This is a genomic window from Paenibacillus sp. JCM 10914, from assembly GCF_001315105.1.
Lineage (GTDB): Bacteria > Bacillota > Bacilli > Paenibacillales > Paenibacillaceae > Paenibacillus_AQ.
In genome coordinates, this window is the sequence record NZ_BAZR01000016.1 from 41,504 (window position 1) to 61,608 (window position 20,105).

17 protein-coding genes are annotated in these 20,105 nt (G+C 49.2%); 2 read left to right on the forward strand and 15 right to left on the reverse strand.

Annotated features, from left to right (window positions below; genetic code table 11):
- Positions 1 to 86 precede the first annotated feature (86 nt).
- From JCM10914_RS17270 to JCM10914_RS17310, 9 genes are all read right to left on the reverse strand, one after another.
- Positions 87 to 2,096, reverse strand: a complete 2,010-nt coding sequence (locus tag JCM10914_RS17270) for a methyl-accepting chemotaxis protein (protein ID WP_023963370.1) — start codon at positions 2,094 to 2,096, stop codon at positions 87 to 89.
- Between the two features lie 290 nt (positions 2,097 to 2,386).
- Positions 2,387 to 3,049, reverse strand: coding sequence for a response regulator transcription factor (locus JCM10914_RS17280; protein ID WP_023963372.1), 663 nt, complete (start codon positions 3,047 to 3,049; stop codon positions 2,387 to 2,389).
- Positions 3,050 to 3,085: 36 nt separating this feature from the next.
- The gene (locus tag JCM10914_RS17285; protein WP_231638691.1) at positions 3,086 to 5,077 is read right to left on the reverse strand and encodes a PAS domain S-box protein; all 1,992 of its coding nucleotides are present in this window, start codon (positions 5,075 to 5,077) and stop codon (positions 3,086 to 3,088) included.
- Positions 5,005 to 5,517 carry a PAS domain-containing protein gene (locus JCM10914_RS30585; RefSeq protein ID WP_023963374.1) on the reverse strand — a complete coding sequence of 171 codons (513 nt, stop codon included), beginning with the start codon at positions 5,515 to 5,517 and terminating at the stop codon, positions 5,005 to 5,007. Before JCM10914_RS30585 ends, JCM10914_RS17285 begins: the two co-directional genes overlap by 73 nt.
- 254 nt (positions 5,518 to 5,771) lie before the next feature.
- Positions 5,772 to 6,572 (reverse strand): ABC transporter ATP-binding protein, encoded by an 801-nt coding sequence (locus JCM10914_RS17290; protein WP_023963375.1) that lies wholly within the window; start codon positions 6,570 to 6,572, stop codon positions 5,772 to 5,774.
- Positions 6,559 to 7,569 carry an ABC transporter ATP-binding protein gene (locus JCM10914_RS17295; RefSeq protein WP_036718780.1) on the reverse strand — a complete coding sequence of 337 codons (1,011 nt, stop codon included), beginning with the start codon at positions 7,567 to 7,569 and terminating at the stop codon, positions 6,559 to 6,561. The genes JCM10914_RS17290 and JCM10914_RS17295 overlap by 14 nt, the downstream gene beginning before the upstream one ends.
- Before the next feature lie 8 nt (positions 7,570 to 7,577).
- Positions 7,578 to 8,414, reverse strand: a complete 837-nt coding sequence (locus tag JCM10914_RS17300) for an ABC transporter permease (RefSeq protein WP_023963377.1) — start codon at positions 8,412 to 8,414, stop codon at positions 7,578 to 7,580.
- 1 nt (position 8,415) lies between these two features.
- The gene (locus JCM10914_RS17305; protein ID WP_023963378.1) at positions 8,416 to 9,426 is read right to left on the reverse strand and encodes an ABC transporter permease; all 1,011 of its coding nucleotides are present in this window, start codon (positions 9,424 to 9,426) and stop codon (positions 8,416 to 8,418) included.
- A 116-nt stretch (positions 9,427 to 9,542) separates the two neighbouring features.
- On the reverse strand, positions 9,543 to 11,363 hold the full coding sequence (locus JCM10914_RS17310; RefSeq protein WP_036718744.1) for an ABC transporter substrate-binding protein: 1,821 nt from the start codon (positions 11,361 to 11,363) through the stop codon (positions 9,543 to 9,545).
- A 242-nt stretch (positions 11,364 to 11,605) separates the two neighbouring features.
- Here JCM10914_RS17310 and JCM10914_RS17315 point away from each other — a divergent pair, with 242 nt between their 5' ends.
- Positions 11,606 to 12,865, forward strand: coding sequence for a HAMP domain-containing sensor histidine kinase (locus tag JCM10914_RS17315; protein ID WP_036718786.1), 1,260 nt, complete (start codon positions 11,606 to 11,608; stop codon positions 12,863 to 12,865).
- Positions 12,866 to 12,966: 101 nt separating this feature from the next.
- Here the strand turns inward: JCM10914_RS17315 and JCM10914_RS17320 are convergent, their stop codons facing one another.
- Entirely contained in the window at positions 12,967 to 13,812 is an 846-nt protein-coding gene (locus JCM10914_RS17320; protein ID WP_036718747.1) for a class I SAM-dependent methyltransferase, read from the reverse strand.
- 13 nt (positions 13,813 to 13,825) lie between these two features.
- Positions 13,826 to 15,124 carry an alpha-glucosidase/alpha-galactosidase gene (locus tag JCM10914_RS17325; RefSeq protein WP_023963382.1) on the reverse strand — a complete coding sequence of 433 codons (1,299 nt, stop codon included), beginning with the start codon at positions 15,122 to 15,124 and terminating at the stop codon, positions 13,826 to 13,828.
- Positions 15,125 to 15,322: 198 nt separating this feature from the next.
- On the opposite strand from JCM10914_RS17325, the gene JCM10914_RS17330 reads away from it, so the two are divergent.
- Entirely contained in the window at positions 15,323 to 16,192 is an 870-nt protein-coding gene (locus tag JCM10914_RS17330) for an AraC family transcriptional regulator (protein ID WP_036718750.1), read from the forward strand.
- 92 nt (positions 16,193 to 16,284) lie between these two features.
- On the opposite strand, the gene pepT is transcribed toward JCM10914_RS17330, so the two are convergent.
- From pepT to JCM10914_RS17350, 4 genes are all read right to left on the reverse strand, one after another.
- Positions 16,285 to 17,517, reverse strand: a complete 1,233-nt coding sequence (gene pepT, locus JCM10914_RS17335) for a peptidase T (RefSeq protein WP_023963384.1) — start codon at positions 17,515 to 17,517, stop codon at positions 16,285 to 16,287.
- Positions 17,518 to 17,760: 243 nt separating this feature from the next.
- A complete protein-coding gene (locus JCM10914_RS17340; RefSeq protein ID WP_023963385.1) occupies positions 17,761 to 18,597 on the reverse strand; it encodes a MetQ/NlpA family ABC transporter substrate-binding protein in 837 nt (278 codons plus the stop codon).
- A gap of 70 nt (positions 18,598 to 18,667) precedes the next feature.
- Positions 18,668 to 19,375: a methionine ABC transporter permease gene (locus JCM10914_RS17345; RefSeq protein ID WP_023963386.1), complete on the reverse strand. Its 708-nt coding sequence runs from the start codon at positions 19,373 to 19,375 to the stop codon at positions 18,668 to 18,670.
- Positions 19,375 to 20,091, reverse strand: a complete 717-nt coding sequence (locus JCM10914_RS17350; protein ID WP_081739827.1) for a methionine ABC transporter ATP-binding protein — start codon at positions 20,089 to 20,091, stop codon at positions 19,375 to 19,377. Before JCM10914_RS17350 ends, JCM10914_RS17345 begins: the two co-directional genes overlap by 1 nt.
- Between the last annotated feature and the right edge of the window lie 14 nt (positions 20,092 to 20,105).

A 20,105-nucleotide genomic window follows, 5' to 3' on the forward strand; every position in this document is an offset into this window, starting at 1 on the left:
CCACCCCGCTCTTTCATCACCCGGCCTCCCATACAAAATAAGCTTGGCCTTCTAGGCCAAGCTTATCACGCTTCCATTCATCCATGCTATGAAATTTTGAAGACAGATACCGTATGATTCAGTTCCTCCGCCAGTTCGGCGAGAGACTCTGCGGTCGCGGCGGTTTCCTCGCTTGTAGCAGCGGTCTCCTGCGTCGATGACGATATATTCTCAATAGCTATAGCAACGTCGGCTGCTTGCGCGGCCTGCTGTTCGCTTGCAGCAGCAATGCCCATCACTTTACCGGCCGATTCGTTCACCATTCTCGTAATATATTGAAAAGCTTCCCCAGCCTTCTCCGTATCGGTCACCCCTTGATGAACGGCCTCTACGCTTGCGAGGGTATTCTGCTGCATCCCTTTAATGATATCCGCGATCTGTTTCGTGGCTTCCCCGCTGCGCTCAGCCAATTTGCGCACTTCATGAGCAACGACGGCAAAGCCCCTTCCTTGCTCTCCGGCCCTAGCCGCTTCAATTGCGGCGTTCAGTGCAAGCAAATTCGTCTGCTTCGCAATATCATCGATCACAACAATGATCTCGCCAATTTGCTGCGAATCACCTTCAAGCTTGGCCACATGATCGCGAACGCGGTTCATTCCTTCTACCGATGCCTGTACGATGCCGCTTCCCTCAAGTGCAATACCTGATGTCTGATTCACAAGTTCGGAAGCGGCCGAAGCATCTCCGGCAACCGAATGAATGGCTTCCGACCATTCCCGAAAAAGCTCGCTTACCTTCTGAACGGACTCTGCTTGATTACTGCTTCCTACCGCCAGTTCCTCCGCTCCTGCAGACAACTGCTGCGAAGCTGCCGCTACCGAAGCGGCGTTCAGATTGATTCGGCCAATCATCGACTTCATGCTATCGCCGAGCTGTGCGAATACGTTCGATAATGTACCAATTTCGTCAGCCCGGTTTAAATAAGCAGGCGGAACTTCTTGCGTGAAATCCCCTTTGGACATATACTCACCAATCGTAACCGACTTGCGCAGAGGATTTACAATGGATCGGGTCAAGAGGATAACCACAATCGCCATTTCCACCAAAGCAAGTATTCCGGCAAGAATGATGGATAGCAGTAAGTGATCCGATGCTGCCGTTATTTCATCCATCGGGATGATAACGGCCGCAGACCACGGCGTTTCTGATAAACCGGTTGGAACAGGGGTATAGAGCTTATAAAGCTCCTTGTCTTCTTCCGTGTAGCTGCGGCCTTCACCAATTGCAGCCTGGATGAGTGGCGCGGTCTCTCCCGGAAATGCCTCGGCTAATGGCAAGCCAATCTTCTCTTGTTCAGGTGAAGTGACAACCATGGCTGTATGGGAATAAATATGCGCATAACCGGAATCAAATAACTTGAATTGATTCATTACCTCTTGCAAATGCTCCATGGAGACGTCAATACCAACGACGCCCAGCGTCTTTCCTTTATCTATGATCGGCACGACAAGGGAAGTCATCAGCACCTCCTTACCGCCTACTTCATACAGATATGGATCCAGGATCACTTCTTTACCACTGTTTTTGGCCAGCTGGTAGAAGTCCCCTTCCCCTTCTACTTCATAATCCTCGATGGGTGAAAGCTTCAGGCCCTGATCGGTTCTTGCCCAGTAGGAGATCAAGCGACCAGACTCGTCGCTCCCAAGCTTGTTCCGGAACAGATCATCCTGTCCGTCAAACGCTTCCGGTTCCCAGAGCGTCCATGCCCCGATCCATGACGGATTATGTTCCAGGTTCAATCTTAGAATTTCGCTGACCGCCTCGCGCTTGGCGGCACCGGAATCCCTCATTCCAACGAAGCTGACAGCCAAGGTCCGTCCGGCGTTCATGACATCGTCGAATTCCGTTTGCACGAGGGCCCCGATCTTCTCACTGGTGGTGAGGGCAAGCGTTTTGGCGGAATCTACGGCATCCTTCTTGGTGGTGTAACCAACATAAGCCATCATCCCGGCCAATAGAATCGTAATTGAGCCCAGGATAACGAACAGCATGCGTGTCCGGAGTTTCATAGCAAGCAAAGCTTTTAGTGATTTTAGTGATTTACGTGATTTCATCATGTGCGTTAGTACCCTCACTTTTTCTGGCTGTTAAGTTCATTCCATTCTTTCTCAAGCTCTGCTAATATTTCTTCAATTTCTTCCGGTGACAAGAGGTTGTCAGCATCTCGTTCTATTAGGTCCTTTGTCATGCCGCAAGCATCCTTCCTTCCTACTTTCAGACTATATTCATCCAGTAGATTAAGCATAATCACAACCATTCGGTTCGTAACCGAAATTTTGTTGCGGAGGCACGCAAGATTTTGGCGGACCAACCTGCGGATGCTTCTAATAAAGTGATGAAGACCTCGCTATTCCCGCTGTCCGAAATCCGTATCTGTCAAAATGCCCAGCTGTTTGGCCTTAAGCGCAGCTTCAATGCGCGATTTCACATTCAGTTTCTGAAACAGGCTCGTCAGGCAATACTCCAATGACCTCTGACTCATTAGAACCGAGCTGGCGATTTCTTTATTGCTCTTACCACGCGCTATTTCCTTAAGAATGTCATATTCCTTATCCGTTATCGATTGCGTTCCTGTCCCTTCCACTCGCTTGGCACCGTAACCGGTTGTCCTCCTCAGTTGCTTGACGAGACTTAGGGGCAGCACGACCTCCCCCCGCAATGCACAACGAACCGCTGTAACAAGTTGCTCCTTGCCCGCCGTCTTCAAGACAAAACCTGCAAGACCGGCCTCAACAATTAGGTTGAAGTGGTTGCTTACCTCGAATCCGGTGTAGATCAGCATCACAGCATCTGGGACGATCTGCTGAATTTGCTTGGCCAAATCGATCCCGTTCATGCCGGGCATATGCATATCAATGAGCATGACATCGAAGTGTTCTGCCCCGACAAGCTCAAGCGCACGCGCTTGCGTACTGGCGAGATTTACATAGATATCCTTCTCCTGTTCCAATAGCACCTTGGTTCCTTCCATAACCGAGGGATGATCGTCTACCAACAATATTTTTATCACGTGACCCTGAACCCCTTTATCATCAATCTATCTGCCTTATCTAGCTGTTATGGCAATATACACAGCTAATCCCCCGCTATCAGAAGACTCAAATTGTATCTTGCCGTTCATGCTGCGAACCCGTTCCTTCATCCCTCCGATGCCCATCGTGTTGAATTGATCCGGTTTGCGGTCGATGTCCATGCCGATACCGTTATCCTGATATCGAAGCTTCACCTCGTCAGATTGCGTAGACAATGTAAGCTTCACTTCCGTAGCGTTCGAATGCTTGGTCGCGTTGTTGAGAAGCTCCTGCACGATCCGGTACAGCCCGATCAATCGGTCATCACTGAGGTCGTTCTCGAAGTTAGAGCAATCAAATTGAATCGAATAATTGGTCCGAAGCTGGGTGAATTCAAACAATGCCTCCAGCGATCTCTCCAAACCCTCCTCTTTCAACAGCGGCGGCCTTAATTCGTTACACGTTATCCGGATCTGATAGATAACATCGAGCAACCCTTGCTCGATCTCTTCCAGTTGACATCGGATCGGTTCTGGCAGCGTATCGTCCGACGTAATCTGATTAAGCTTCCTGTACCATACGATCTGCTCCTGAAGCGCGGCATCATGGAGATCCTGCGATAGCCGCTTTCGCTCATTCTCGGACAGATGGAGCATGAGCCGAAGTAACCATACCGGCATCCGTTGCTGGGAGGAGCCCAACTTCTCTACCTCCAGCGTCAAATCCTTAATGACACGAAAATTATCATAGAGAACGCTGACATAGCGCGTAATCGTTTCAAGCCAAATTTTTTTCGCTTGAAATTGTAGAAGGGGAATATCACTGCCCATGCAGATGAGGGAACTATGTCCATTGATTTCACCGATCTTCACATAATACCCATCACGATTCTCAAACAGTTTGCACAGGGGAATATGCTCCGGTCCGCGTTGATGAATGGTGTTCAGCAGCTCTTGCGACAAATCCCTATTTCCACCGAGCACCTCCACGTCCCGATTGCTGAAATGCATCTTAATCAGACTAATCTTGTCCGTCCTCAGCACCTTCTGGATTTCTTGCACGATGCGGGCGTTCAACTCGCTGATCTTCACCATTCCGAATAAATCAGATGAGAATTGATCCAGACTCATCTGCAGACGGAAATATCGATCCTCGCTCTCCCTCACCAGCCGCTCGGCAGCAATGCGCTCACACTCTGCCCGTTTCTTCTCCGTTATATCTCTGATGATGGTCAGGGCCGTGTTCTCACCGAGGTAGGGGATGGGCGTGGTGATCGCCTCGATGTCGATAACCGTGCCATCCAGCCGCACAAGCTTATTTTCCGATAGCGTAGAAGTCGTGCCTTTCTCATAGACGTGCTGTACCTCTGACTTCACGAAATCCAATTGCTCCGGAAGGATGACGTCTTGAAAGCTCGAGCCGTCCAGTTGTGCCAAATCGGTAATCCCCAGTAATCGCAACCCCGCAGGATTCGCATAAATATAGGAGAAATCCGAGTGCAAGAACATCGCCACAGGTGCAATATCCAGAATATGACGATTGGTGCGGTCACTTTCCACAAGCGCTCGTTCAGCTGATTTTCGTGCCGTGATATCCTCGAAAAAAATCTCTGTCGTTAACGATTCCCTGTCATAAAGCGCTGTGGCGACCACATCGACCTTATCCCCGTCTACTCGCCGGATCGATAATTCTTGGGGAAAGACATGCCCCTGCCTGATAAACCGCTCAAACCTCTTCCTCTCCGCTTCCCCATATGGTTCGAGCAGCCAATCCCAAGGATTCGAGCCCAACATATCCTCTGGACCATCGGCTCCGACAATCCGTAGTCCAGCCGGATTCACATACATTAACCTCTGTTCTCGGCATAACGCGATTGCAATCGGCGAGAGCTCTACAAGCCTGCGGTACCGGTTCACACTCTCCCGCAACGCATTTTCCATTTCCTTACGTTCTGTTATGTCGTACATAACCTCTTCCATTCGCAGACGGGATGTAATATCGATAGCAATGCCATCCACTCTTGCCATTTGCTCCTTGCTTCCCATGGTTGGATCATCTTCACCTGCACCCAGCGAATATCCCCTTCGGCGTGAACAATCCGGTACTGCGTATGGACCGCTTCCCCTTGCTTGAGCTGAAGAATTAGTGCCTGGAAGATGGGCATGTCCTCGGGATGGATGATCTCTTCCCAGGCAAGGCCCTTCGCGAAATCGTCTTGCGTATACCCCGTGATCTCATGAAATGCCACCGACGTATTCATAATCCTCTTCATCTTGATATCGAATGACCATAATCCGACATCCAGCGTCATTAACATATCGTTCAGCATGCGAAATCTGTGCTCGGCTGTATGGAGAGCTTGATCCGTTATCCTCCGCTTGTAACTGCATTTATATAGAAGAACCCCTACGCTGATCGTGAATCCAAAGAGTGCCACAATAAATAACTCATGATAGATGTTAGGCATGATGAGATCGCTTCTCCTTGATGTGCGGCACTCGTTCATTCTTCATGAACCGTACCTATAATATCTGCCGCTGTCTGTATCCCAAACAACTGCCACATCCTTTATCGGTAAAACATTCGAGATTGCGAAGATGTAAAAAAAAATAAAAATACTCATTCCCATGACGAGTGTCGGTGATTCGAAAATATGTGCAGTGAAGCCACAATGCCCGGGGTGGTTATTCCCCGGGCATCATACGCTTTGGCTATTCATGTTCACGCTAAATCCCATTCCGAATGGATCTTCGGCACGTCCGAGATGAGCTGCTGGGTATAACGATGCTGCGGATTAAGGATGACTTCCTCAGCCGGTCCTCGTTCCACCACCTTCCCCTGTTCCATAATGTAGAGCGTATCACTCACGTAGTAGGCTAAGCCAACATCATGCGTAATGAATATGATCGTCATGTTGTTCTGATCCCGCAGCTTGAGCAGCATATCCAGTATCGTAGACCTTGAGCAAGCATCCACCATCGAGGTTGGTTCGTCGGCAATCAGCAGCTTCGGATGAAGAATGAAGATACGGGCGATCATCAGCCGCTGCATCTGTCCGCCCGACAGTTCGAATGGGTATTTGTTATGCAATTCTTCAAACTTCAGATTAACGAATGAGCACGCCTCTTTCATCTTATGAAACTGCTGCTCCTTCGTCAGCTTCTCACCTTGCAGTTTGATGCAATCGAGAAGTAACTTCTCCACTTTATAGAACAGATTGAACGAGGAGAACGGGTCCTGGAAAATCGCCTGAATGTTCTTCCAGTATCTCTTGCGGTCCGCGTGCCGCTTCAACTGTCTTGGCTTGCCCTTATATTCGATTCGTCCACTGCTCTCTTTCAGCAAGCCCATAATCATTTTGGCGAGCGTTGTTTTGCCGCTCCCGCTCTCCCCGACGATCGAAATAATCTCCCCTTCATGAAAGGTAAAGCTGACGTCATCAACGGCGGTAGTCTTCTGCTGACCGTAACCGAATACCTTCGTCAGGTGCTCTCCCCGAATCAGCACTTCATTCCCCTCCATGGGCATACCACTCCTTCAGCACATCAGGTTCCACGATACAGCGATAGATTCGCTCCTCCACGGCATGACTTGCGACTTTGCCTGTACGACATGCATCTTGCACATAAGAGCAGCGGTCCGCGAAGCGGCAGCCTTCCGGCACGTTCTTCAGATTGGGCGGTGTTCCGGGAATGGCTGCTAGCTTGTGTTCCTTCATTCCTTCTTCAGGTACAATGATGGAACCCATCAATTTCTTCGTATACGGATGAATCGGATCGAAGATCATCTGCTCTGCCGTACCTCGCTCGACAATCTCGCCTGCGTACATCACCATAATGTCATCTGTCACATGATATAGGAGCGGCAGCTCGTGCGTAATAAATACGAGCGATTGGATAAATCCGTTATCCATCAAACGCTTCAAGAGCTTGATTACCGCTTTTTGCGAGGTCACGTCCAGCGCCGAGGTTGGTTCGTCCGCAATCAGTACATTCGGATTCAATATGGTGGAGATCGCGATGACGGTTCTCTGCTTCATGCCGCCGGATAACTCGTTCGGGTAGGATTTCAATACTTTCGTTGACAGGTTCAAGGTCTCGAATCGTTCGGCAGCCATATCCCACACTTGCTTCTTGCTCAGCTCCGGACGATGCTCCTTCATGATGTCCTCAATGAAATGGATGATTTTGAGCGTAGGATTAAGTGCATTCATGGCAGCCTGCGGGATATACGATATCTCTCTTCCCGAAACCTGGGCGCGCAGTTGTTCCTTGCCGAGCTTCATAATATCCGTTCCATTAATGACAATCGAGCCGCTGCCGAAATGTAGTGGTGGAAAATAAAACCCCATCAAACTGAGCGCAAGCGTCGATTTGCCACAGCCGGACTCACCAGCGATGCCAAGCGTCTTCCCTTTCTCAAGCGCAAAACTCACGCCATCCACCGCATAGACATGCTCCTTCAGACGGGTACGATAATAGGTTTTCAGCTCATGAACTTCCAGTATAGGTGTTGTCAAAGCAACCATCAGCTCCTAATCTTCGGATTGAAAATTTCATCCATTCCGGTATTCATCATGTACAAGGAGAAGGTGATGATGGCAATTGAGATCGCTGCCGGAATAAAGGCCCACCACGCACCGGCTACCGGGGCTTCGAATACGAGCGCCCAGTTCATGATAATACCTAGAGAAATCGTATTGTACGGCCCCAAGCCCAGCATGGATATCGAGGCTTCGGACAGGATGCCGGAGGCCGTCTGCAGCACAAAGGCCATCACGACATAGGAAGCGATGTACGGCAGAATTTCCGAAATAATAATTCGTGGCGTGCTGTACCCGGAGATCTTGGCAATATTCACATGATCCCGGTTACGCAGCGAAGACGTTTGCGCCCGTACAGCTCTCGCTGTCCAAGGCCAGCTCGTAATGCCGATGATCACCGCCGTCACAAACGAGCTGCGGGAATCGATACTGACCGAGATCAAAATCAAGATAACAAACGAAGGGATCACGATAAATATATTCGTGATAGCGGTTAACAAGTTGTCGATCATCCCTCCGATATAACCCGAAGCGAGACCAATGACCAGACCGATCATCGTGGCAAATACCCCCGCAATCAAGCCAACCTGTAAGGAAGTGCGTATGCCGTAGATCAATTCGAGAAACAGGTCCCTGCCGAAATTATCGGAACCCAGCAGCAGCTTGGAATCCGGAGGCTGATAGGCAAGTGCAATCATCTCAAGCGGATCATTGCGGTTAAACAGCGGATAGATCAACACCAGACCGATCATGGTTAGCAACATGCAGGCTCCGAACATAAACTTTGGCGATTTGATCAATATGCGAAAGGAACTGTTCATATTATTGATCCTCCATCTGAGCGGCCTTAATTCTCGGATCGATCCAGCCGTAGATTAAGTCAATCGTAAAGTTAGCGAGCAGCACGGCAACGGCAATCAGCAAGGTACAGCCCGAGATTAACGGATAATCCAACTGACGAATCGCCGTGAACATCCATGTGCCGATTCCTGGATAACTGAACACGATCTCGCAGATCAGTGAGCCGCCGACCATCGTGCCGATCGATAGCGCTAAGCCTGTAATTTGTGGAAGCATGGCGTTGCGAAATACATACTTAGCGATCTTGGAATCCCGAATGCCAAGCAGCTTACTATACAGTACGTAGTCCGAATTAAGCTCGTAAATCGACATCTCCCGCATACCGATCGCTTGACCTCCAATGGTAACAAGAACGATCGACAGGAACGGCAATGTATGATGTCTTAGCACAGAGGCGAAGAATTCGAAGCTAAGCGAAGGCACCATCTGATAATCGTAACCACCATGCAGCGGGAACCAATTCAGAGACAACGCAAATACATATAACATGATGATCGCCAGCGTAAAGAAGGGGATCGAGTTCACGAATAAGGCAACCGGGAAAATGACTTTATCAAATACACCTTTGCGATATGCCGCAACGGCGCCTAAAATATTACCAATCAGCCAGCCGACCAGAATCGCGGGCAACTGCAAACCGATCGTCCACGGAACCGCGGAGGCCAGAATCTCGGTTACGGGCTTCGGATAGAGTCCGAACGAGGTTCCCAAATTGCCGGTGACCAGGTTTTTGACATAAATGATGAATTGTTCCCATAGGGGCTTGTCGATCCCGAACTCGACCATGAACGTCTCGTATACCCGCTTGATCGTATCACTATCGGTCATCCCCTGCGTCATCTGCGACACAATCATGCTGACCGGATTGCCTTCAATCATGCGTGGCAGCATGAAATTCAGTACAACCGCAATCACCAGCGTCAGAAAGTACCAGAGAAATTTCTTAACCATATATTTGCCATAAACACTCAAGCAGCTCACCTCCATAACCATGCATAACCTGTACAAACGCAGCGACCCAAGGGTGGAAAAGAGACCTATATCAGTGGTGGATATGCCCGCTAATATAGGTCTTTTCGGTTGTTCAATCAGTTATGAATTTGGTACAGTGCCTTAATTCCTGCTCCATCCATGGAGATCTGAGGAGGAATATTGCTGCCGTCCCCCTCTGTCGGGAATCCCTTCCATACCGATTCATTGACGGTATCGAACACCCACGGACGATACATAAGCGGAATAGATGGAATGTCGGTCAGCCAGATTTGAGTCAGCTCCGTATAGAGCTTCTTCAATTCAGCTTCATCCGTAACGGTTGGAATCTTCTCGATGATGGCATCGGCCTTGTCGTTCTTGTAGCGACCCCAGTTGTAGAACGCCATCTCGCCAATCGGAGCAACGCCTTTGGAATACATGATCGTCATCGCCCGGTTCCACGGCTGGCTCGGGCTGACACCGCCAGCCGGCGTATTCATGATAATATCGAACTTACCGGTCTGCAGATCATTCGTCCATACGGGTGCTTCAGGAAATTTCGTGCGAATCTCAATGCCGATCGCCTTGGCGTTCTGGGCAACAATCTCAAGCGAGGCGTTCCAATCCGACCAGCCATAAGGGCATTCGATTTCATAAGGCCCAAGACGCGTGCCGTTTAACACCCGGATGCCATCCTTTCCCTTGGCAGCCCCGATGGAATCCAGAAGCGCATTGGCCGCTTCCACATCGGTCGTCCACTGCAGGGACTTAATCGCATCCTGATCCACATATTTCGATTCGGCATCCGTATTTAATGTCAATGACGGCTGCATCGGTGCCGAATAGCCGCTGATCGCCAGCTCGGAGATTTTGCCGTAGTCGATCGCCATCGCGATCGCTCTTCGAACATCGGCATTGTCGAGACCTTCCTTCGACAAATTGAAAAAGATGGACGGCATGGAGCCCGGCACGTAATATGGAGCATCCTTGATATATGTTTTGACCGGGGCACCGCCCTCCCACATTTTCCATACTTGCGGGATGAACTGCTGCGATACGTCCACTTGACCACTCTTAAAGGCGAGATCGCCTGCTGCATTATCCTTATAGATCACATGAGTAATGTATTTAGGGGCCGGAAGTTTGCCAAAGAGCGCTTGCCCCCAGTAGTTATCATCGCGAACGATCGTAATTTTCTGATCGTTGTAGAAGTACATCTTATATGGCCCTGTTCCAACCGGGTCCGCATTAACCTCCTTGCGAATGGTAGCCAGATCATTGTTGGCCTGCTTCTCGATTTCCTCCCATACATGTTTGGGCAGCATCGGGATCAACTCTATACTGTCGAGCACCGTCAGTTTATTCGGGTTATCTTTGTTTAATTTGATTAGAACGGTCTGTGGACCGTCGGCTGTCACCTCTTCCATATAAGTCCAGAAGCTGCTCCAGTTGATGTCGTATTTCTTGCCAAGTTGATACGTGTAGACCACATCATCCGAAGTGAAAGGTTTGCCGTCACTCCACTTGGCATCCTTGTTCAGTTCCAAGCGCAGGGTAAGATCATCGCTCCATTCGTACTTCGTACCGAGTAGCGGCTCCAGTTCACCGGTTAACTGGTTTACCATGAATAACGTCTCGTAAATAAGCTCCCTGGAGTTGCCATAGTTAATCGGAAATGCCGGATTTCCACTAAGCAGATTGAAATTCGTTGGTGCCCCCCATTGCAGGCCGTTCACATATAGCGTTTCATTGCGGGGCGTCGCTTTGGCGTCCCCCTGTGGCGCTGGCTTATCCTCGCCCCCAGGCGGTTTCTCTTCGTTGGTGGCAGGCGGTGGATCTGATGCTGTCGGTGGCGTTACACTCTGGCATCCGGCAGCAATTAAGGACACGACGAACAAAAGAATGAAAATGGGCCGCAACACTTTGTTTCGCTTCACTTGTGAACCCTCCATTCACGATAATGTGCTTTTGTCGCTTAAATGCTGAGTGTCTTGACATGGCTGCAACGTTGACTGTAAGCGTTTTCTTGATCCATTTATATGTAATCTCCCACCAACTGATAACCAATAAATTTTTGCTAATGCCATTCGCAGCCAAGGATTTCTCCGATTCATGTCGAACAAGATTGACATGGATCTTCTTAGCGAACTTTGCCAAATCCATCAAAGGGGTGGGCCCACTGCCAGTGATCAAAGATATTCTGCTGCAGCTATTGTTTGCGTTAATGCCTTTTGTCGCTTACAACATCTATTACAGAAATCTGACAGTCAACTATTCCCGCAACTTCATTATCTTCATCTGTTCGCTCTGTCTGCTTCTGTCGATGACCTTTCCTTCATCCGTTCAAACGGGGCTTATCTTCGACGTCCGGTATGTGATTATGTTCTTCGGCATGCTGTTTGGCGGAATGATGACCGGGGGGATCTTGCTGGTGGAGTTTCTTTTCTATCGGCTTTATATCGGGGGTTCGGGCATGATCGATGCGATGATTATCTTGGTGATCACCTTCCCCTTGTCGGCTATGTTAGCCTTCCTCTATCACAAGTCCAGGCATAAACTATGGATTATATTCATCGCCGGCATCAGCTTCTCATGCATTCCATTGATCGTGCTCTATACGACCAAACCCGACTATATCCTGAATCATCTTATTTTCAATATTCTCATGATGCCGGTCCATAATTCGCTCGGAATCTGGCTGCTTGTTACGCTTTTCAATAAATCCGTTTCCGATAAAGAGCTGTCGCTCAAATATATTCAGAATGAAAAAGCAGAGGCGGTAAACCACGTTGCTGCCTCGCTCGCCCATGAGGTGCGCAACCCGCTTACGACCGTACTCGGATTCCTCCAATTAATCAAGAGTGGCAACTTTCCGCAAGAGAAAACCGAACGATTCATTGACATTAGCATGGAGGAAATCCGCCGGACCGAACAGATTCTGTCCGACTACCTATCGATTAGCAAACCTCCCGCCATGCACCAGCAGCGGCTGGAGTTGATCACTCAGATTCGCTCCGTCGTGGATGTGATGTTGTCCTACGCCAATATGAATAATGTCGCGATTAACGTCCAATGCCCGCCTATGCTTATCTTTATCTCCGGCAATACGTCAGAACTGAAACAACTGCTTGTCAATTTCATTAAGAATGCGATCGAAGCCAGCCGCGATGTGGCTAAAGGAACCGTCACTGTAACGATACGTGAAGAAATTTCCCATGTTCATATTGAGATTCACGATAACGGGATTGGCATGAATTCCGAACAATTAAGCCGGCTGGGCTCAATCTATTATTCTACCAAGATGAGTGGCACGGGACTTGGACTTACCTATTCCTATCAAGCAATCCGTGCCATGAACGGCAACGTATCGGTACACAGCAAACCCCAGTCTGGTACAACCTTCACGATTACCCTGCCGCTGGCACCGATCACAACCTGAGCAATCGAGACGCCAAAAAAACCGCCCTGTCAAGCAAATGGAGGCGATGCGCGGCCATTCGCTTAAGGAGCGGTTTTAGTGACATTACCGTGTATTCAACATCATTCGGCGTTCAGGATAAAGGTGGATAACGGCTTGACACCATGTTGACATTTGGCTTGCTGCAGCATGTAGAGTTCGGATTGCATTAATGTTAACAGCTTGGATGGTCCATGCCCAAGCCCTTGGCGGGCTTCCTCATACGCATGTAGGGCCATATCGATCTCCCAGTGCCCGTCTTGAAGATCCGGCGAATGAAGCACTTCCTCCCTCGACACAACCCATCCAGCCGACTCCGCAATTCGCCGCACCTGGTCCACAGTGAACATCGTCCGTACATTGGAACTACTATCAAGCTGATATACTTCATACTGTGCTTGAATAAGAACGGCAAGCAGATGAGGATATTGCTCAGGCATCTGTATCCGCACATCCCATTCTGCAAAGCATAACCTCTTCCCCCATCTCCTGGCCTTTCGGATCATCGCCTCAAGTTGATCAGCCGATTCTAAATACCACGAGCAATGAGATAAGACAATCACATCGAAATGATTCGCCTCATATTCGATGTCTGAAGACAGAATATCCGTCTCGAATTGAATCTGTATCCGACTTCCCAATGGCGATTGCAGCAGCTTCGCTGCTGCTTCACCTAACGTTAATGGAGCTCCATAATCAGGCGAAGCAATATCGATACCGTACACAGCACCTGATTCGCCGGTTAAGTAAGCCAGTACGGCTGTTGTGTCACCTTGGCCGCAGCCAATCTCAAGTATACGATCACCTTCTCGAATACCCCAGATGTTAGCCAAATTCAGCCGATGAGCCGTTTGAATACGCTGAATAGTGGACCCGCTCTGATCCAGATCCATACACTCTACAATGTAATCGATGGGACTACGTGCCATATCATCACCTGCCTTATTGGAATTTCGGCAGCCAATCTCCGTGTGCTTCGATCAAGTCGTCACACAGGCTCTTAATATCATCAATTGACAATTCCGCTGCCGTATGAGGGTCCAGCATCGCAGCATGATAAATATGCTCTTTCTTACCGGTAGCAGCCGCCTCCAATGTAAGAAGCTGTGTATTAATATTGGTCCGATTTAATGCAGCGCATTGCGGTGGAAGATCCCCGACATACGTTGGAGTCACACCACTCGCATCAACCAGACATGGTACCTCGACACAAGCTTCCTTCGGAAGATTCGTAATCAGCCCCGTGTTCATGACATTGCCGCCGATTTTGAACGGAACGTTGGTCTCCATCGCTTCGAAGATATACGAAGCGTATTCGTGAGAACGATGATGCGTTAAATCCTGGTCGGTAACAAGGCTCTCACGCATTGTCTTCCAACGCTCAATCTGGTCTACGCAGCGGCGTGGATACTCATCCAGCGGAATGTTAAAGCGCTCAATCAACTCTGGATAATTACGCTTGATAAAGTACGGATGATATTCGGCGTTATGCTCCGATGATTCTGTTATATAATATCCGAAATTCAGCATCATCTCCAGTCTGACCATATCATGATGCTTCTCATTCTGCTTCTTTGCTGCACGTCGCTTGATCTCCGGATAGAGATCAACGCCATCCTTCGTCACCTCAAGCAGCCAAGCCATGTGATTGATGCCCGCGATCTTCGCCTGGATTCCTTCTGTCTCCATACCCAGATTCTTGAAGAGATCGGGGATACACGCCTGCACGCTGTGGCAAAGACCTACCGTCTGCACACCGCCAAGCGTATTCATAGCATTCGTCAGAACCGCCATTGGATTCGTATAGTTCAGGAACAGCGCATTCGGGCATACCTCACGCATGTCGGCTGCAAAATCCAGCATAACCGGAATCGTACGCAAGTTACGGAAGATTCCGCCAATGCCTACGGTATCGGCAATCGTCTGACGAAGCCCATACTTCTTAGGTATTTCAAAGTCAGTAATGGTACACGGGTCATAACCTCCGACCTGAATCGCATTGACAACATACTTGGCGTCCCGAAGCGCTTCTTTGCGGTCGCTGTAAGACTTGACTACGCATGTGCTGCCGCTCGTTTTCTTTATATTATTCAACATGTTCTCAGAGTCTTTCAACCGAACGGGATCAATATCGAATAGTGCTAGTTCAAATCCTTGTAACGCTGGTGTCTGCATACAATCTCCCAATACGTTTTTAGCAAAAACCGTACTACCAGCTCCGATAAATGTAATTTTGGACATCAAATAATACCCTCCCTGAATCTTCACATTAATACGCTTTCACAACAATTAATATAAAATATTCACCTTTTTTTGAATATGGAGCAAAACAATTCAGATATGGACATTTGTTGTTTTATTGGCTAAGCTGGGGTTGATCGTTATCGGTGATCGTCACCAGACGATACTTTTTGGCCTGAAGGAGGAATCCGCTCTTTGATGTCGATATCTCCAGATCACACCCTGTTAACCATCGGCACAAATCCCTCGCCTGGTGGTGAGTTGACAGTGCTGTTCAGTGGTGAAGGCACACCCGTACCGCGCCACAAGATCGGTCCGCTCTCTCGCGAATATGTCTTAATTCATACGGTGCTGCATGGCAAAGGCGTATTCGAATGTGCCGGCAAGCTGCACCACTTGCAAGCAGGTGATACGTTTGTCATTCTACCGGGGGTTACCTTCAGTTACGAAGCAGACGCCCATAATCCGTGGCACTATATATGGCTGGCTCTGCTGGATCAAGAACCCGGCATGATGATGGCTGACATGGGGATTACCCCAACTCATCCGATTATTCATTGCGCCAATCCGAATCAATTGACCGAGCTAACGATGCTGTATCGCCATATAAGACAGTGCTTCAAGCAATCAAACCAGCCCTGGCTTGAGGATCTGGAATCATCCGGGTGGGCCCGACTGCTCCTTCATCAACTCGCCATGCTGAATAAGGAATTCCTTCCCCCAAGCACTCAGGATATTCCCGATATTGAGAAAGGCGTACGTGAAGCAGAGCGCTGGATATCGACCCATTACCATCAGCAGCTTTCGATAGACCACATGGCCAAAACCCTCGGTTACCACCGAGCGCATTTGTCCAAGATGTTCAAACAATTCACCGGCCTATCGCCAATGCAATACTTAATCAAAGTTCGAATCGAGAAGGCGCGACAACTGTTGAAGACATCCATCACCATTCACGAGATCGCATCTTCGGTCGGATTCAACGATGCCTTGTACTTCTCGAAGCAATTCCGTAAACGGTATGGCATGACTCCGAGCGAATACCGCTCCAAACTGGAGAAGGGCTGAATCGGATGCTTGCCGTTCTGGAACTAATAAAGAAGCCACCGGAATCACACGCATTCCGGTGGCTTGCTGCATCGTATCACTAATCGCCTTGATTAAGCTTGTGTTTCGTACAATTGAACGATCTCGACAATTGTCTTGACGGCCAGCACCATATTGTCCGCTGATATATATTCGAAGCGGCCGTGGTAGTTCTCGCCGCCCGTAAATATATTCGGTGTCGGCAATCCCATGTAAGACAACTGGGAACCGTCGGTTCCGCCGCGGACCGGTTCGATGATTGGCTCGATCCCGAGTTTCTCCATCGCCGTCTTCGCGATGTCAACCACTTCCATAACCGGTTCAATCTTCTCGCGCATGTTATAATACTGGTCTCTCATCTGAAGGACAATCCGCTCCGCCCCGTATTTATGCTGCAATTCCTCGACTATGGAAGCCAGCTTTGCTTTTCTTCCTTCGAACAACGCCCGATCATGATCACGTATGATATAACGGAGCTCGGTGAGTTCCACATCCCCTTCGATTGAAGTCAGATGATAGAAGCCCTCGTAGCCCTCCGTATATTCTGGAGCCTCCTCCGCAGGTAACATACCATGCAGTTCCATGGCTATCTTGGACGCGTTGATCATCTTGTCCTTCGCTGTACCAGGATGGACATTCTTTCCTTTACAGGTAATCAGGGCGGCGGTTGCATTAAAGCTCTCATACTGCAACTCGCCTAACGGACCGCCATCCATGGTGTATGCATATTTTGCCCCGAAGGCGGTCACGTCAAATTTATGTGGACCCCGGCCGATCTCCTCATCCGGCGTAAAGGCAACCCGGATCGTGCCATGCTTCAGTTCCGGATGCTGTACCAGGTAGGCCATCGCTGTCATAATTTCCGCTATGCCTGCTTTATCGTCTGCTCCAAGCAAGGTTGTACCATCTGTCGTAACCAGGGTATGTCCCTTATATCGGCTTAGCTCTGGAAAATCGCGCGGAGATAGAATCACTTGCTGGGCTTCATTCAGAACGATATCCCCACCGTCATATTGTTCAACGATTTGTGGTTTCACGCCTGCCCCGGTGAAATCCGTCGCCGTATCGACGTGAGCCAGGAAACCTATAGTCGGGATGTCCTTGTCCGAATTGGCAGGAAGCGTTGCCATGACATAACCCGATTCGTCCATTGTTATTTCTTGCATCCCGATGTCCTTTAGCTCATCCACCAATAAGCGGGCCAGCGTCAACTGTCCTGGCGTCGATGGCGTTGTGCTGCTGTTCTCATCGGATTGCGTATCTACTTGCGCATAGGTAATGAGTCTGTCGATAACTTCCTCTTTCATCGTATCCCATCTCCAATACTAGTTATTGTTTGTTCAACAACACCATGCTGCGATATGTAAAGCCTAGTCTCGAAGTACCTTCCCAGCCGAATATGGGCTGTCTATGTGTCGAAAATTACCTTCTCAATTATATCCAGTTGTCATGTCCTTGGTCAATTCATGACAAAAGTTGCGACAGCAAAGAAGACAGCTTACGCTGTCTTCTTCAATCATCCACTCTTTTATGTTGGATTGAACATCATCTTATTCAAATGCAGGTACCGCAATCTCGGAATAGTTGTCCTCGAAGAACTTTTTCACTTCCGGACTCGTCATGGCTTCGGCCAGCTTCTGAATCGGCTCGGAATCCACATTATCTTTACGTGCCACGAGCGTGATCGTGAAGTCGGAATCCTTGCCTTCCGTCACCAGTGCGTCATTTTTCGGCGTGAGTCCCAGCGGTTTTGCATATGCCGGTGTCATGGCAACCATATCGACATCGTCTAGGGTGCGGGCCAGCATTAGCAAGTCGACTTCGGTGAATTTATAGTTGTGCAGGTTCTCCACAATGTCGGTTTGCGTTGCCTTGATTCCGACGCCCTCCTTCAGCTTGATCAAACCATTCTTTTCAAACATGACCAGAGAACGGCCGATGTTGGAAGGATCGTTAGGAATCGCAATCGTTGCGCCCTCTGGAAGCTCTTCTATCTTGTCATAACCCTTCGAATAAGCGCCGAACATCGCATTATATATAGGTGTTACCGGTACCAGCTCAGAACCATTATTCTCATTATATTCCTCCATATAAGGTACGTGCTGGAAGAAGTTCGCATCCACTTCCTTATTGGCAAGTGCATTGTTCGGCTGCACATTATCCGATAGAACCAGAATCTCAAGGTCAATGCCCTGTTCCTTAAGAACAGGCTTCACAAGATCGAGCACCTCCGTCATCGGTGGAATGAGCGTAGCGACTTTCAAAGTCACTTCCTGGTTGGATTCGTTAGCGCCGTTCGCTTCACTCTCGTCTGCCGTCGGTTGTTGACCGCAACCCGCCAGAACGAGCATGACGGTCAGTATGAGCAGTAGTAATCTCTTATTCATGGATGTTTACCCCCAGGTAAAATATAGGTTGATTTTTATAACAGGTGTTGCTGCAAAAATGAACGAAAGCCTAGCTTCTTCTTTTATCAAGAAGTCTCGACGCCAAAGTCCCGCTGAACTGAATCGACTGGACGAGAATGATCATGATGATTATCGTGAACACCATGATTTCGGTCTCAAACCGCTGGTATCCGTAACGAATGGCGAAATCGCCTACGCCGCCGCCACCGACAATGCCCATGACCGTAGAGTACGAGATGAAGCTGATCGTGGATGTCGTCAAGCCAAGCACGAGTCCAGATCTTGCCTCAACGTAGAGGAATTTGAAGATCATCTGCAGCTTGGAAGCACCCATCGACGAGGCAGCTTCCTGCACTTCCCTCGGCACCTCCAGCAGGGATTGCTCGACCAATCTTGAATATGTAGCAACCGCGATAACAGACAACGGCACAGCTGCTGCCAGCGTCCCGAGCGAAGTTCCTACGATCAGGCGGGTCAGCGGAATCATCACAACGACCAGCAGCAAGAATGGGAATGAACGGATGACGTTGACCAGACTGTTCAGTACGGCGAATAACCACCGATTCGCGTACAGTTGGCCTTTTCGACAGAGAAACAATAGTGTTCCTACCGGAAGACCCAGCAATACCGCCGCGGCGATCGAAATGCCGACCATGACGAACGTCTGACCTATGGCGCGCCATATTTCGTCCTGGTACTGCATGACATAAGCAAAGTAATCGTTCAAATATTGAATCACGTTATTCACGTAGCCCATTAATCCGAATTCCTCGCTTCCCCGACGGCTATACCTGCGATATTCTGATAGGTTCTTATCAAACGACCTTCCTCCATGACAGACACCGTATCACATAGGCCGTTGACAACCTCCATCTCATGCGAGACGATGACAATCGTGACGCCAAGCGTGCGGTTGATGTGCTGCAGCACATCCAGGATGCCTGCTGTTGTCTTCGGATCTAATGAGGATGTTGGCTCGTCGCATAGTAATACGGCTGGTGAATTCGCCAGCGCTCTTGCGATAGCCACCCGCTGTTTCTGTCCGCCGCTCAGCTGCGCAGGATATTGACCAGCTTTATCTTCAAGTCCGACAAAGCGCATAACCTCTTCGACTCGCTTCGATCGTTCTGCCTTCGGTACCTTGGCCAGTTCCAGCGGCATGGATACATTGCCATGAGCCGTTCGATTGCCGACAAGGTGAAAATGCTGAAAGATCATGCCGATCGATCGCCGTGCTTCCCTCAGCTGCCTGCTTCCAAGCGACGTCAAGTCGAGACCGTTCACGATTACCTTGCCAGAGTCGGGCCGCTCCAGTACGTTCATCATGCGCAGCAGCGTCGACTTTCCTGCACCGCTCGCTCCGATGATTCCATGAATCGTCCCCTCTGCAACGTCTAGCGTGACTGTATCGATCGCCTGAAATCGGTCATGGCCATTCACAAAGCTTTTACTAACCTCTTGCAGCGAGATCAGAACAATCCCTCCCT